This window comes from Klebsiella michiganensis, from assembly GCA_000963575.1.
Classification (GTDB): Bacteria; Pseudomonadota; Gammaproteobacteria; order Enterobacterales; family Enterobacteriaceae; genus Cedecea; species Cedecea michiganensis_A.
Genome location: CP011077.1, coordinates 127,289 through 141,670, shown reverse-complemented (window position 1 = coordinate 141,670; position 14,382 = coordinate 127,289). Strand labels below are relative to the sequence as shown.

Sequence of the window (14,382 nt, the reverse complement as noted above, 5' to 3'; positions counted from 1 at the left end):
ACCCAGGGCCAGGCTCGATCCTGGCCCGCAATAATAAGCCAACACAACACAAACGCCGATTCGTTCATGGCCTACCACCGCATAGTGGCCAGTCTGGCGACGAGGCATTCGCAAGGAAAATAACATGTTCGCCACTCTAACCCGGCTGTTCCCGCTCTGGGCACTGCTGCTCTCCGTCGCTGCGTATTATACCCCCTCAACCTTTACGCCGATTGGCCCGTGGGTCAGCACGCTGCTGATGCTCATTATGTTTGGTATGGGCGTGCATCTGCGACTTGAAGACTTTAAACGCGTGCTGTCGCGCCCGGCACCGGTGGCCGCAGGGATTTTTCTGCATTACCTGGTGATGCCGCTGGCGGCGTGGCTGCTGGCGATGCTATTCCATATGCCGCCCGATCTTTCAGCCGGGATGGTGCTGGTCGGCAGCGTAGCCAGCGGCACGGCGTCCAACGTCATGATTTATCTTGCGAAAGGCGACGTTGCGCTCTCCGTGACAATCTCATCGGTTTCCACGCTGGTCGGCGTTTTCGCCACGCCGCTGCTCACCCGTCTCTATGTAGATGCCGACATTAAAGTCGATGTGATGGGCATGCTGGTCAGCATTCTGCAAATCGTCATCATCCCGATTGGCCTTGGCCTGATTGTGCATCACCTTTTCCCACGCCTGGTGAAGCGGGTGGAACCGTGGCTGCCCGCGTTTTCCATGCTCTGCATTCTCGCCATCATTAGCGCGGTTGTGGCAGGTTCGGCATCACACATCGCCTCCGTTGGTCTGGTAGTGATTGTCGCGGTCATTCTGCATAACACCATTGGCCTGCTCGGCGGCTACTGGGGCGGGCGGCTGTTTGGCTTTGATGAATCCACCTGCCGGACGCTGGCCATCGAGGTGGGGATGCAGAACTCCGGTCTTGCGGCCACGCTGGGCAAAATCTACTTCTCCCCGCTCGCAGCGTTGCCTGGCGCGTTGTTCTCCGTCTGGCACAATCTTTCGGGCTCTCTGCTGGCCGGTTATTGGTCTGGAAAAGCGATAACGCCGAAGCCAGACGACAAAAAATAATCGCTAAAAGCCTGCTGATGCAGGCTTTTTTGTCTCGTCGGCGCGGTGGGTTTGTTTTACACTGAACGTCCTTTCCCGGGAGATTGCAACGATGGCTACAGCCAGACTGACACAGCAAGACATGACGGAAAGCGAACAGCGTGAGCTAAAAACGCTGCTGGATCGCGCCCGCATTGCCCACGGTCGTACGTTGACCAACTCAGAGACTAATCAGGTAAAAAAAGAGTACATCGACAAGCTGATGGCGGAACGTGCGCTGGCGGCTAAGAAAGCTCGCCAGCTGAAGAAACAGAATGCATTAAAGCCGGATACCACGACCACCTATTCATGGTCAGCCAATAACCACACGCGAGGCAAACGCTAGCTTAACGGCCTTTCTTCTTCCTGCCCGGAGAAGCAAAGCGTTTACGCGAGGCAAGCTCAGCGGGCGTTTTTGCTGAGCTTTTCGGACCGCTTACCAACGGTTTTTTCACCGCCGGGCTGGCCGCTTTTGGCTTCGCTTTTTTGGCCGGTTTAGCCTCTGAGGATGAATCCTCAATCAGCTTAAACAGCTCAATAAGTTCATCGTCGGTCAGGTCACGCCATTCCCCCAGCGGGATCCCGGTGAGATTGACGTTCATGATGCGCGTGCGCTCCAGCTTCGTCACTTCGTAGCCAAAGTGTTCACACATGCGGCGGATCTGCCGGTTTAGCCCCTGAACCAGGGTGATACGAAACGCAAACGGGGCTTCTTTTTTGACTTTGCATTTCTTGGTGACGGTGCCCAGAATCGGCACGCCTGCCCCCATACCACGGATAAACTCGTCGGTAACCGGCTTGTTCACCGTGACCACGTACTCTTTCTCATGATCGTTCCCGGCACGCAGGATTTTGTTCACCAGGTCGCCGTGGTTGGTGAGGAAAATCAGCCCCTGAGAATCTTTGTCCAGCCGACCAATCGGGAACACGCGCTTGCTGTGGTTCACATAGTCAACGATGTTGTCTTTCTCGCCGTCTTCCGTGGTGCTTACAATCCCCACCGGCTTATTCAGCGCAATCAGCACCAGGTCTTCTTCGTTGCGGGGTTCAATGAGCTGACCATTCACCTTCACGCTGTCGCCGGCAAAAACCTGATCGCCAATTTTGGCGCGCTTGCCGTTAATAAAAACGTTGCCCTGTTCGATGTAGCGATCGGCGTCACGGCGTGAGCAGATCCCGCTCTCGCTGATGTATTTGTTAAGACGAATAGATGAATTAGTCAGCATGGCTCCTCCGAAAACCCAGGACTATACCTTACCCGCAGGGCGTTGCGAACCGTAAAATGGGCTTGTTAGTAACCCTGAATCATAAAATCAACGGCGCCACACAGCTCATCTCTGTAATGCGTCAAATCAGCGACCGAAGCACCGAGTTCTTTAAGCGGAATACCTGCCATCATGTGAGTCATCGCCACGCAAGGCCGCCCCTCAATAGTCACGATGGGGCAGATTTTTTCTGGAGGCATGGCCCCCAGTAATTCGCGCTCAATAACGGGAATGACCAGGGCATGCTTTAAGGCATCAGCAATGGGATGCTGCATATTGATGAGATAAGGATACGTTTTCTTCCCTGCGCCAGTATTCTCGTAGGCGTGAAACTGTTCCATCAGAAGGTCCTCTGAAAATCACTGAACGAGCCGTGCTCCTCAACAAACTCATTAAGCACGGCGATCTTTTCCTGATTGTCCCTGAGCCACTCTGCCCGAGCGTTTTCGCGAAATTTCTCGATTAATGCCTCGGTCAGTACCGCCGAGATGTTTAACTTCAGCTTACGGGCCTCATCCAGAATCTCCGGCGCGAGCGTGACATTCACCGATTTTTTGGCGGCTACACCTTCAACACGCATATTAACCCCCATAACAATGCGCATACATTGTTCAATTATAGAGCGATGCCGGGTTAACGATCAATACTCATCCCGCTCGTCGTCATCGTCCGGCTGGTCCAGCACGCTGTAGGCGACGGAACAGAACAGCGAATTCAGGCGTTTCATGTCCCCCAGCAGCCCGAGGTGCAGCGAGCTGGTCTCGATGCTCTGCACGTTCTGCTGGTGCAGGCGATCGACGTGGGCATGGGAGTAGCGGCGGTTCATGATGCGGAAGCGGTGTTTGTTCCGGCGCAGCCGGCGGGCACTGCCCAGGTCGCTCGAGAAGAACACCGACAGGCTCAGCTGCAGGTTGCTGATCAGCTGCTGGAGCAGGTTATCCAGCTCGGTCAGGCCGTCCGGCGAGAAAGCCCGGCGCGCGGCAAGAGATTTATCCGCCACTTCGCTGCCCATACGTTCGATGATGTCTGCCGCCTGCTCCAGGTTAAGCGACATTTCGATGATTTCTGCCCAGCGACGCGATTCCATTTCAGCCAGATCTTCCTTCGGCATCTGCGCGAGGTAGAGTTTGATGGCGGTATACAGCACATCCACGTCGTCGGCCAGCTTGCGCAGCTCTTTTTCCTGACGCGGCTCGCCGTGCATCACCTTGCTCCAGGTTTCCAGCATTTGCTCCAGCACGTCGCCCATTCTCAGGGTTTCACGCGCGGCGTTGGACAACCCCAGCGCGGGAGTATCCAGCGCCGTCGGGTCGAGGTGCTTCGGCTTCATCCGGGCATCGACTTCCGGCGCTTCGCCGATCACCCGACGGCAGAAGCGCGCCATCGGTTCGGCAAAGGGCACCATCACCAGGCAACGAATCAGGTTGTAGAACACGTGGAAGTAGATAACCAGCTCAGATTCCGGCAGCGGCAGGTGGTGCATCAGCCGGGCCAGGACATGCACGAACGGCAGCACCAGCAGACTGCCCACCAGCTTGAACAGCAGGCTACCCAGCGCCACGCGGCGGGCCGCAGCATTGGCAGCGCTGTTATTGATCATCGCCAGCAGCCCGGAGCCGAGGTTGGCCCCGATAACCAGGCACAGCGCCACATCAAACGAAATTACGCCGGTGGAGGTCAGCGTGGCCGTCAGCAGAACCGCCGCGAGGCTGGAGTAGCTGATGATGGCGAACATCGCCCCAATCAGCGCGTCGAGCATGATATCGCCGGTCAGGGAAGCGAAGATCACCTGGACGCCGTTCGCCTGAGTAATCGGCGTGACGGCCCCCACAATCAGCTCAAGCGCCAGCAGAATCAGGCCCAGGCCAATGCCCACGCGGCCAAGCTGCCCGGCACGGGTCTGCTTGCGGCTGAGGAAGAAGATAACGCCGATGAAAATCAGCAGCGGCGAAAGCCATGAGAGATCGAAGGTCAGGACACGCGCCATTAGCGCGGTACCCACATCAGCCCCCAGCACAATCACCAGCGCAGGAGCGAGCGCCACCAGATCCTGGGCAACGAACGAGGTCACCAGCATGGTGGTGGCATTACTGCTCTGCACCAGCGCGGTAACACCGATCCCGGCGCAGAAGGCGAGCGGTTTCTTTTCTACGCTGTGGCTAAGCACGCTGCGCAGGTTGGCACCATAAACGCGCATGATCCCGGTACGCACAATGTGCGTCCCCCAGACCAGCAGCGAAACGGCGGACAGCAGGTGTAACAAGGTCAGCACGGATTCTTGTTCTCCTTATGGTTTTTAGGGTTCCTGAGGCAAAAATAGCCACCATCCTTCAGTATAAGGGGTTAACTTCAATAAAGAGACAAGGCGCCCCCAGAGCGCCTTGTAAGTTGTAAGGAAAGATAACAGGTTTGTGAGTCAGTCGGCGTCGTACCCGAGGTTCGGCGCAAGCCAGCGTTCAACCTCGCTGACCGGCATTCCTTTGCGTCGGGCGTAGTCTTCGACCTGATCGCGCTGAATCTGTGCGACGGCGAAGTACTTGCTGTCCGGGTGGCTGAAATACCAGCCGGAAACCGACGCGCCGGGCCACATGGCGTAAGACTCGGTGAGCTTCATGCCAATCACGTTTTCGACGTCCAGCAGCGCCCAGATCGCGGCTTTTTCCGTGTGCTCCGGGCAGGCCGGGTAGCCTGGAGCCGGGCGAATGCCCTGGTAATTCTCGCGAATCAGTTCCTCGTTGCTGAGGTTTTCCGTGGCCGCGTAGCCCCAGTAGACTTTACGCACGCGCTCGTGCAGATACTCAGCAAAGGCTTCGGCCAGGCGGTCGGCAACCGCTTTCACCATGATTTTGTTGTAATCATCGTGCTGCGCATCGTAGGCCCCCGCCAGCGCGTCTTCTTCAATACCGCCGGTGACCGCAAAAGCACCGATGTAGTCGGCTTTACCGCTGTGTTTAGGCGCAACAAAATCGGCAATGCAGTAGTTCGGGAAGCCGTTCTTTTCCGTTTGCTGGCGCAGATGGCGGCTGAAGCCTTTAACCTGGGCCCGTGTTTCATCGGCATAAATTTCCACGTCGTCCCCCACGCGATTTGCCGGGAACAGGCCGACCACGCCTCGCGGCGTCATTGTTTTCGTCCGGTGGAGCATATCCAGCATGTCGTTAGCGTCTTTAAACAGGCGCTTCGCCTCCTCGCCAACAACCTCATCTTCCAGAATGCGTGGGTACTTCCCGGCCAGCGACCAGGTCATGAAGAACGGCGTCCAGTCGATGTAGTTGCGCAGCGTTTCAATGCTGGCGGTCACTTCCTGCACGCCCAGCCGATGCGGAACCGGAGGCGTGTAGCTTTCCCAGTCGAAAGGCTGATCGTTATCCCGCGCGACCTCCAGCGTAACCGGCGGCGTGCGTGGTTTTTTACGCGCGTGCTGCGTTCGCACCACTTCGTACTCTTTGCGGGTGCGGGCGACAAATTCATCGCGCTGGGTTGCTGAAAGTAGAGCAGAAACCACGCCGACGGTGCGCGAGGCGTTCTGCACGTAGACGGTTGGCCCACTATAGTTCTGCTCGATTTTCACCGCAGTATGGGCCTTTGACGTGGTCGCGCCGCCAATCAGCAGCGGCAGCGTAAAGCCCTGGCGCTCCATCTCTTTGGCCACGTTGACCATTTCGTCCAGCGACGGGGTTATCAGCCCGGACAGGCCAATGATATCGGCCCCGACTTCACGGGCGGTTTTCAAAATTTTCTCCCCGGGCACCATCACCCCAAGGTCAATAATCTCGTAGTTGTTGCATTGCAGCACCACGCCGACGATGTTCTTGCCGATGTCATGCACGTCGCCTTTGACGGTTGCCAGCACGATTTTACCGTTGCTGCTGCCCTGCTCTTTGCTGGCTTCGATGTACGGTTCCAGGTAAGCCACCGCCTGCTTCATCACGCGGGCCGATTTCACCACCTGTGGCAGGAACATTTTCCCTTCGCCGAACAAATCCCCCACCACGTTCATTCCGGCCATCAGCGGGCCTTCAATCACTTCTATTGGGCGAGTCGACTGCTGGCGGGCCTCTTCGGTATCCGCTTCGATAAACTCGGTGATGCCTTTCACCAGGGAATATTCCAGGCGCTTCGCCACGTCCCAGCTGCGCCACTCCGCCAGTTGGGCATTGGCGCCGTCATCGCTTTTGCTGCCGCGATATTTTTCGGCCAGCTCCAGCAGCCGTTCGGTGCTGTCGTCGCGGCGGTTAAGAATGACGTCTTCGACGGCATCCCGCAGCTCGGCGGGGAGATCGTCGTAAATCGCCAGTTGTCCGGCGTTGACTATCCCCATGTCCATGCCGTTGCGAATCGCGTAATAGAGGAATACCGCATGAATGGCTTCGCGCACCGGCTCATTGCCGCGGAATGAGAAGGAGACGTTAGACACGCCCCCGGAGATCATCGCATGGGGCAGCTCGCGCTTAATGTCTTCGCAGGCGCCGATAAAATCCTGAGCGTAGTTGTTGTGCTCTTCGATGCCGGTCGCTACCGCGAAGATGTTCGGGTCAAAGATGATGTCTTCCGGCGGGAAGCCCACCTCTTCGGTAAGAATTTTGTAGGCCCGGCGGCAAATCTCGATTTTACGCTCGCGGGTATCCGCCTGGCCCACTTCGTCGAACGCCATCACCACCATCGCCGCGCCGTAGCGGCGTACCAGCTTCGCATGATGGATAAACGGCTCAATGCCTTCTTTCATGGAAATCGAGTTAACGATGCCTTTGCCCTGAATGCACTTCAGCCCCTGCTCGATCACTTCCCATTTCGAGGAGTCGATCATGATAGGCACCCGCGCAATATCCGGCTCACCGGCAATCAGGTTCAGGAAACGCACCATCGCCGCTTCGGCATCCAGCATCCCCTCATCCATGTTGATGTCGATGATCTGCGCGCCGCTGGCAACCTGCTGCAGGGCCACGTCCAGCGCTTCACTGTATTTTTCTTCTTTGATCAGACGCTTGAATTTAGCCGAGCCGGTAACGTTGGTTCGTTCGCCGACGTTAACGAACAGGCTGTCCGCGCCGATATTCAGCGGCTCAAGCCCGGCCAGGCGGCAGGCAACCGGCAGCTCAGGGAGTTTGCGCGGCGCAACGCCTGCTACCGCCGCGCTCATTGCGGCGATATGCGCAGGCGTCGTCCCGCAGCAGCCGCCGACAATGTTCAGAAACCCGGCCTGCGCCCATTCCCCTATTTGCTGCGCCATCACTTCCGCATCGAGATCGTACTCGCCGAAAGCGTTCGGCAGCCCGGCATTGGGGTGAGCGGTCACGTAACACTCGGCAATGCGCGACAGTTCCGCCACGTACTGCCGCAGTTCGTCCGGCCCCAGCGCACAGTTCAGCCCGAACGAGAGCGCGTCGGCGTGGCGCAGGGAGTTATAAAAAGCTTCCGTCGTCTGGCCGGACAGCGTACGGCCTGACGCATCGGTAATAGTACCGGAAATCATGATCGGCAGGTCAACCCCGAGCGCGTCAAATTCCGCCTTTACGGCGAAGATAGCCGCTTTGGCGTTCAGGGTATCGAACACGGTCTCGATCATTATCAGGTCGGCACCGCCTTCCACCAGCGCTCTGGTAGATTCACGGTAAGCGGCGACCAGTTGATCAAAGGTGATATTGCGGAAGGCCGGGTCGTTCACGTCCGGGGAAATCGATGCCGTGCGGTTGGTCGGGCCAAGGACACCGGCGACATAGCGCGGTTTTTCCGGCGTGCGCGCCGTCCATTCGTCGGCACAGGCACGCGCCAGCTTAGCGGCTTCGTAGTTAATTTCCGCCGACAGCGACTCCATTTGGTAATCCGCCATCGCAATGGTGGTGGAGTTAAAGGTGTTGGTTTCGACGATGTCGGCGCCCGCTTCAAAGTAGGCATAGTGAATCGCGGCGATAATTTCTGGTTTGCTGAGCACCAGCAGGTCATTGTTGCCCTTGAGATCACACGGCCAGTCGGCAAAACGCTCGCCGCGGAAATCGCTCTCATCAAGGCGGTAGCTTTGGATCATGGTCCCCATACCGCCGTCCAGCACCAGAATGCGCTCACCCAGTTGTTGCTTCAGCTTCTCTACGTTGTTGCTCACGCTCACTCCCACCTGTTTTCCCTGCCTGACGGATATGCCATCCCATACTTGCACAATCTATAGGGTCGTAAAAGCCGCACGTCGGGAACATGAGAGATGTTCAGCATCACTCCTCCGATCAGTCTGAGTAGCGGTTGCAAATTCGCCAAATAAAACGAAAATGATTTCCACGATACGAAAAAGGAGTCCAGTATGGTTGCTACAGTCCCCGCTAAACGAGGTAAGAAACCCCGCGCCTCAGCCGCTGCGGCTCCGGCTGCTACCGGGCAAGTGCAGTCCCTGACCCGCGGCCTTAAGCTGCTGGAGTGGATTGCCGAATCTCACGGTAGCGTGGCGCTTACCGAGCTTGCCCAGCAGGCCGGTTTGCCCAACTCCACAACCCACCGCCTGCTCACCACAATGCAGCAGTTAGGCTTTGTGCATCAGGTGGGCGACCTGGGCCACTGGACGATTGGGGCACATGCTTTTGTCGTCGGCAGCAGCTTCCTGCAAAGTCGTAACCTGTTGGCCATCGTGCACCCTATTCTGCGCAAACTGATGGAAGCCTCCGGTGAAACCGTCAACCTCGCGGTGCTCGACAAGAGCGATCATCAGGCGATTATTATCGACCAGGTTCAGTGCACGCAGCTGATGCGTATGTCGGCGCCTATTGGCGGCAAACTGCCGATGCACGCGTCCGGCGCGGGCAAGGCATTTCTGGCCCAGCTGGACGACGACGAACTGGCCGGTCTGCTGCACCGCAAAGGCCTGCACAGCTACACGCCGGCAACGCTGACTTCGCCGCTGCATTTAAAAGAAGATTTAGCGCAAACCCGCAAGCGTGGTTACTCGTTTGACGATGAAGAACATGCCCTGGGGCTACGCTGCGTAGCCTCGTGCATCTATGATGAACACCATGAGGCCTTTGCCGCGATCTCCATTTCCGGCCCAATTTCACGCATCACCGATGACCGCGTGACGGAGCTGGGGGCGTTGGTCATTAAGGCTGCGAAGGAAATTACTCTGGCTTACGGCGGCGGGCGTTAGCCCGCTCGCTTCACTTCCCCAAACCGCTGGCTAAAGCGCTGGCGGCGGCGATAAGCATAAACATCTTCGACATAGCCATCACGGATGCGGGTTTGCAAAGCTCGCCAAAAGTCGGCGCGGAACAGGTCGGCATGCATTTCATCGAATAGCGGGCGAATGCGCTTGTCCGCGCAAAGATAGTGACGGAACTCTTCCGGAAAGACATCTCCCGGCGAGATGCTGTACCACGGCTCTGAAGAGAGTTCATCTTCAGGGTAACGAGGCGGCGGAATATCCCGGAAATTCACCTCGGTCATATAGCAAATTTCATCGTAATCGTAGAACACCACTCGCCCGTGGCGCGTCACGCCAAAGTTTTTAAACAGCATATCACCGGGGAAGATATTGGCCGCCGCCAGCTGACGAATCGCGTTGCCGTACTCTTCCACCGCATCCCTTAGCTGCTGGCCTTCTACCTGCTCCAGCCACAGATTAAGCGGCACCATTCGCCGCTCGATGTAAAGATGGCTGATGGCAATGCGGTCGCCAAGATCGGTCAGTTTTTCAGGAACTTCTTCCCGCAACAGCGCCATGAGATCGGGGCTTATTTGCCGCTTATTCAGCACGAAGTTTTCAAACTCCTGGGTATCCGCCATGCGCCCCACACGGTCGTGCTCTTTTACCAACTGGTAGCAGGCGCGGACCCTTTCAGCGGTGACTTCTTTCTGCGGTGCGAATTTGTCTTTTATCACTTTAAACACGCGATCAAAGCCCGGCAGCGTGAACACCAGCATCACCATACCGCGTATGCCGGGTGCCTCAATAAACTGCTCGGCCGTGCTGTGAATGTAGGTCAAATACTCGCGATAGCTTTCGGTTTTGCCGTGTTTCTGGCAGCCGATCGCCATATACAGTTCGGCGGTAGTTTTGCCCGGTAAAATCTCGCGTAGCCATTCGACAAGCGCGGCGGGGAAAGGGGCATAAACCATGAAATAGGAACGCGCAAAACCAAAAACGATACTGGCTTCGGGCGAGCTGGTCAGGCAGGTGTCCACCATTAACCGGCCATCATCGGTGCGATGAATCGGCAACAAAAAGGGGATTTTTCCTGCAGGCAAAACCAGTTTACCAACCAGCCAGGCGGCTTTATTTCGATAAAACAGTTCATTAGCCACTTCCAGCGTGGCCGTCCGCAACGTTTCTGCGCCGAACGTTTCATGTAGATGGGCGAGGATGAAACCAACATCCCTCGCCACATCCTGCCAGGGCAGACGCAGCGGGAGATCGGAGAGCAAGGTAGTGAGCAACGTCGTCCAGCCCAGCTCCGGGGAAAAAGTTTTTGCCAGCGGGCGAGGCAGCGGTCGAAGCTGCTTGCCCGCCTGCGAGCTGAAGATAAAAAGCCGCTCGGGAGTAAGCGAGCGGTGGTCGAAGAGCCGACAATAGACAGAATTAAAAAAGCTTTCGGCAATTTCAAAACGCGGGTAATCCGGCAGCAAGCGGGTGTATTGCTCTTTGACACGCAGTAAAAAGGCCGCGTCGGTATTCTGCCCGCCGGTAATGCAGCGAAGCTGTTCTACGACGAGACCTACGTGGTGATCGTACAGGTTGATGCGGCTTTTCATCGCCTGCTGAACGGCGTGCCAGTCAGCCTGTTCAAAACGCTGCTGGGCACCCGCGGTGACCTCGAGAAATCGACCGTATTGCGCGTCGAACCCCTGCAGTATGGTGTGGGCAATGAGAAGTTCCAGGCCACGCGTCATTGGCATCTCCGCTGTTTTCCCTCTCCCGGTGAGGAGAGGGATTTTAGGATCAGAACTGCTCTTCTTCAGTCGAACCGGTGAGCGCCGTAACGGAAGAAGCGCCGCCCTGGATGATGGTGGTTACGCGGTCGAAGTAGCCGGTGCCCACTTCTTGCTGGTGAGAAACGAAGGTGTAGCCTTCGGAAGCGGCGGCAAATTCAGGCTGCTGTACCTTCTCAACATAGTGGCGCATCCCCTCACCCTGCGCATAAGAGTGCGCCAGGTCGAACATGTTGAACCACATGCTGTGGATCCCCGCCAGGGTGATGAACTGGTATTTGTAGCCCATGTCCGATAGCTCTTGCTGGAAGCAGGCGATGGTTTTGTCATCGAGGTTCTTCTTCCAGTTAAACGACGGCGAACAGTTGTAGGCCAGCAGTTTGCCCGGGAAGCGAGCGTGAATGGCTTGCGCAAAGCGACGGGCCTGGTCCAGGTCGGGTTTAGAGGTTTCACACCACACCAGGTCGGCATAAGGCGCGTAGGCCAGGCCGCGGCTGATAGCCTGCTCAATGCCAGCGCGGGTGCGGTAGAAACCTTCCTGGGTACGCTCACCGGTGATAAATTCGCGGTCGTATTCATCACAGTCGGAGGTAATCAGGTCCGCAGCATCGGCATCGGTACGGGCGATCAGCAGCGTAGGAACCCCCATCACGTCAGCCGCCAGGCGAGCAGCAATCAGCTTCTGAATAGCCTCCTGAGTCGGGACTAATACTTTCCCGCCCATGTGACCACACTTTTTCACCGAGGCAAGCTGGTCTTCAAAGTGCACCGCAGCGGCACCGGCCTGAATCATCGACTTCATCAGTTCGAAGGCGTTCAGCACGCCGCCAAAACCCGCCTCTGCATCGGCAACGATCGGCAGGAAGTAGTCAACGTGGCGTGGATCGCCCGGTTCAATATTGGATGCCCACTGGATCTGATCCGCGCGCTGGAAGCTATTGTTGATCCGATCGACTACCGCAGGAACGGAGTTAGCCGGGTAGAGGGACTGATCCGGGTACATGCTGGACGCCAGGTTAGCGTCCGCCGCAACCTGCCAGCCGGAGAGATAAATGGCTTCGATGCCGGCTTTAGCCTGCTGCAAGGCCTGGCCGCCGGTTAATGCCCCCAGACTGTTGACGTAGCCTTTTTTCGACTCACCGTGCAGCAGGCGCCAGAGTTTAGCCGCCCCGTGCTGTGCCAGGGTACATTCCGGGGTCAGCGAACCGCGCAGTTTCACCACGTCTTCTGCGCTATAGGTACGCTGAATGCCTTCCCAACGCGGCTGTGTCCATTCTTGTTGTACTTGTTGAATCTGTTGGCTACGAGAGGTTTTCATTTCAGATGCTCCATTTTTTTATAGGGTTAGGTTCAGGCAAGCAGGCGGTAGCCCGGCAGCGTCAGGAAGTCGATTAACTCTTCTGAGGTGGTAATTTGTTCCATCAGCCGCGCAGCTTCATCGAAGCGTCCCTGGCTAAAACGCTGGTCGCCCAGCTCGTCCTGAATCACCAACATCTCTTCGGCAAGCATCTGGCGGAACAGCGCTTTCGTCACGGTCTGGCCGTTACTCAGCGTCTTCTGGTGGTGGATCCATTGCCAGATGGAAGTACGGGAAATTTCAGCGGTCGCGGCATCTTCCATCAGCCCGTAGATAGGCACGCAGCCGTTGCCAGAGATCCACGCCTCGATGTACTGCACCGCAACGCGGATGTTGGCGCGCATGCCTTCTTCAGTGCGTTCGCCGGGGCAAGGCTCAAGCAGCTGGGCGGCTGTAATGGGCGCATCTTCGCTGCGGCTGATATCCAGCTGGTTCTGGCGCTCACCCAGCGCTTTGCCAAATACCTCCCCAACCGTGTCCGCAAGGCCCGGATGCGCAATCCAGGTACCATCATGGCCGTTGTTGGCCTCCATCTCTTTGTCCGCTTTGACTTTGTTCAGCACCCATTCATTGCGCGCGCTGTCTTTGCTCGGGATAAAGGCCGCCATGCCGCCCATCGCAAACGCACCGCGACGATGACAGGTTTTGATCAGCAGGCGCGAGTAAGCATTCAGGAAAGGCTTATCCATCGTCACGGATTGTCTGTCCGGCAGGACGCGATCCGGATGGTTTTTCAGGGTTTTGATGTAGCTGAAAATGTAATCCCAGCGCCCGCAGTTCAGACCCACAATGTGATCTTTCAGGGCGTGCAGGATCTCATCCATCTGGAAGACAGCAGGCAGCGTTTCAATCAGTAAAGTCGCTTTAATGGTGCCGCGTGGCAGATCGAAGCGATCCTCCGTAAAGCTGAATACTTCGCTCCACCAGGCCGCCTCCTGCCATGACTGTGTTTTTGGCAGGTAAAAATAGGGACCACTGCCTTTGGCCAGCAGGGCATCCACGTTGTGGAAGAAATAGAGCCCGAAGTCGAACAGACTGCCCGGAATAGCTTCCCCGCGCCAGGTCACATGTTTTTCAGGCAGATGCAAACCGCGCACGCGACAAACCAGTACCGCCGGGTCTGGCTTCAGCTGATAGATTTTTCCTGCCTCGTTTGTCCAGCTTATAGTGCCGGTAATCGCATCACGCAGGTTGATTTGGCCGTCGATCACTTTACTCCAGCTTGGGGCCAGGGAATCTTCAAAGTCAGCCATAAAGACTTTTACGTTAGCATTCAGCGCGTTGATCACCATCTTGCGTTCAACCGGCCCGGTAATTTCTACCCTGCGGTCGAGCAGATCCTGAGGAATACCCCGAATCTGCCAGTCACTTTTACGAATGGAATCGGTTTCCGAATTAAAATCAGGAAGCTTTCCGCCGTCGATGGCCTGCTGTTCAGCAATGCGAGATGCCAGCAGCTTGTTGCGCTGTGGGGTAAAGCGGCCCACCAGATCGCTGAGGAATTCTACGGCTTCCGGCGTGAGGATCTGCTTCTCTTGCTCGCCAAACGGCTGGCTAAAGGCCAGCTCTTCGCTAACTGTCTGTTGTGTCATTCGGTTACTCCTTCGTCTTATCCCGTCGAGACGGCCAAAAGTGAATCGCGCACGGCTGTGCAGTTTTCATGCAACAGAATTAAGACTACTTCATGAATTTTTAAAATCAAAAACAATTTCCATTTTTGATTTTAAATTGATTTATCGCATTGATATTTATGAAATTAAAGTTTGAACTGGGAGGGAAGT

General features: G+C 56.6%; 11 protein-coding genes. 3 read left to right on the top strand and 8 right to left on the bottom strand.

Annotation, left to right across the window (positions count from 1 at the left end; all coding sequences use genetic code 11):
- Positions 1-124 precede the first annotated feature (124 nt).
- Positions 125-1,057, top strand: coding sequence for a bile acid:sodium symporter (locus tag VW41_00630; GenBank protein AJZ87652.1), 933 nt, complete (start codon positions 125-127; stop codon positions 1,055-1,057).
- A gap of 91 nt (positions 1,058-1,148) precedes the next feature.
- Positions 1,149-1,421, top strand: a complete 273-nt coding sequence (locus VW41_00625; protein AJZ87651.1) for a hypothetical protein — start codon at positions 1,149-1,151, stop codon at positions 1,419-1,421.
- 1 nt (position 1,422) lies between these two features.
- Here the strand turns inward: VW41_00625 and VW41_00620 are convergent, their stop codons facing one another.
- From VW41_00620 to metH, 5 genes are all read right to left on the bottom strand, one after another.
- The gene (locus VW41_00620) at positions 1,423-2,301 is read right to left on the bottom strand and encodes a 23S rRNA pseudouridylate synthase (protein ID AJZ87650.1); all 879 of its coding nucleotides are present in this window, start codon (positions 2,299-2,301) and stop codon (positions 1,423-1,425) included.
- A gap of 65 nt (positions 2,302-2,366) precedes the next feature.
- Positions 2,367-2,681: a taxon MazF gene (locus tag VW41_00615; GenBank protein ID AJZ87649.1), complete on the bottom strand. Its 315-nt coding sequence runs from the start codon at positions 2,679-2,681 to the stop codon at positions 2,367-2,369.
- Complete coding sequence (locus tag VW41_00610) at positions 2,681-2,944, bottom strand: post-segregation antitoxin CcdA (protein ID AJZ87648.1); 264 nt, start codon at positions 2,942-2,944, stop codon at positions 2,681-2,683. Before VW41_00610 ends, VW41_00615 begins: the two co-directional genes overlap by 1 nt.
- A gap of 36 nt (positions 2,945-2,980) precedes the next feature.
- The gene (locus VW41_00605; GenBank protein AJZ87647.1) at positions 2,981-4,612 is read right to left on the bottom strand and encodes a membrane protein; all 1,632 of its coding nucleotides are present in this window, start codon (positions 4,610-4,612) and stop codon (positions 2,981-2,983) included.
- Between the two features lie 144 nt (positions 4,613-4,756).
- Positions 4,757-8,440, bottom strand: coding sequence for a B12-dependent methionine synthase (metH, locus tag VW41_00600; GenBank protein AJZ91808.1), 3,684 nt, complete (start codon positions 8,438-8,440; stop codon positions 4,757-4,759).
- 192 nt (positions 8,441-8,632) lie between these two features.
- Between metH and VW41_00595 the strand changes: the two genes are divergently transcribed.
- The gene (locus tag VW41_00595) at positions 8,633-9,466 is read left to right on the top strand and encodes a transcriptional repressor IclR (protein AJZ87646.1); all 834 of its coding nucleotides are present in this window, start codon (positions 8,633-8,635) and stop codon (positions 9,464-9,466) included.
- Here VW41_00595 and aceK read toward each other — a convergent pair.
- Genes aceK through VW41_00580 form a run of 3 tightly spaced genes read right to left on the bottom strand, consistent with a single transcriptional unit; the run spans position 9,463 to position 14,193 of the window.
- A complete protein-coding gene (gene aceK, locus VW41_00590) occupies positions 9,463-11,205 on the bottom strand; it encodes an isocitrate dehydrogenase (protein AJZ87645.1) in 1,743 nt (580 codons plus the stop codon). The two genes, VW41_00595 and aceK, sit on opposite strands and share 4 nt — an antisense overlap.
- Positions 11,206-11,254: 49 nt before the next feature.
- Positions 11,255-12,562, bottom strand: coding sequence for an isocitrate lyase (locus VW41_00585; GenBank protein AJZ87644.1), 1,308 nt, complete (start codon positions 12,560-12,562; stop codon positions 11,255-11,257).
- A 32-nt stretch (positions 12,563-12,594) separates the two neighbouring features.
- Positions 12,595-14,193: a malate synthase gene (locus tag VW41_00580; GenBank protein AJZ87643.1), complete on the bottom strand. Its 1,599-nt coding sequence runs from the start codon at positions 14,191-14,193 to the stop codon at positions 12,595-12,597.
- Between the last annotated feature and the right edge of the window lie 189 nt (positions 14,194-14,382).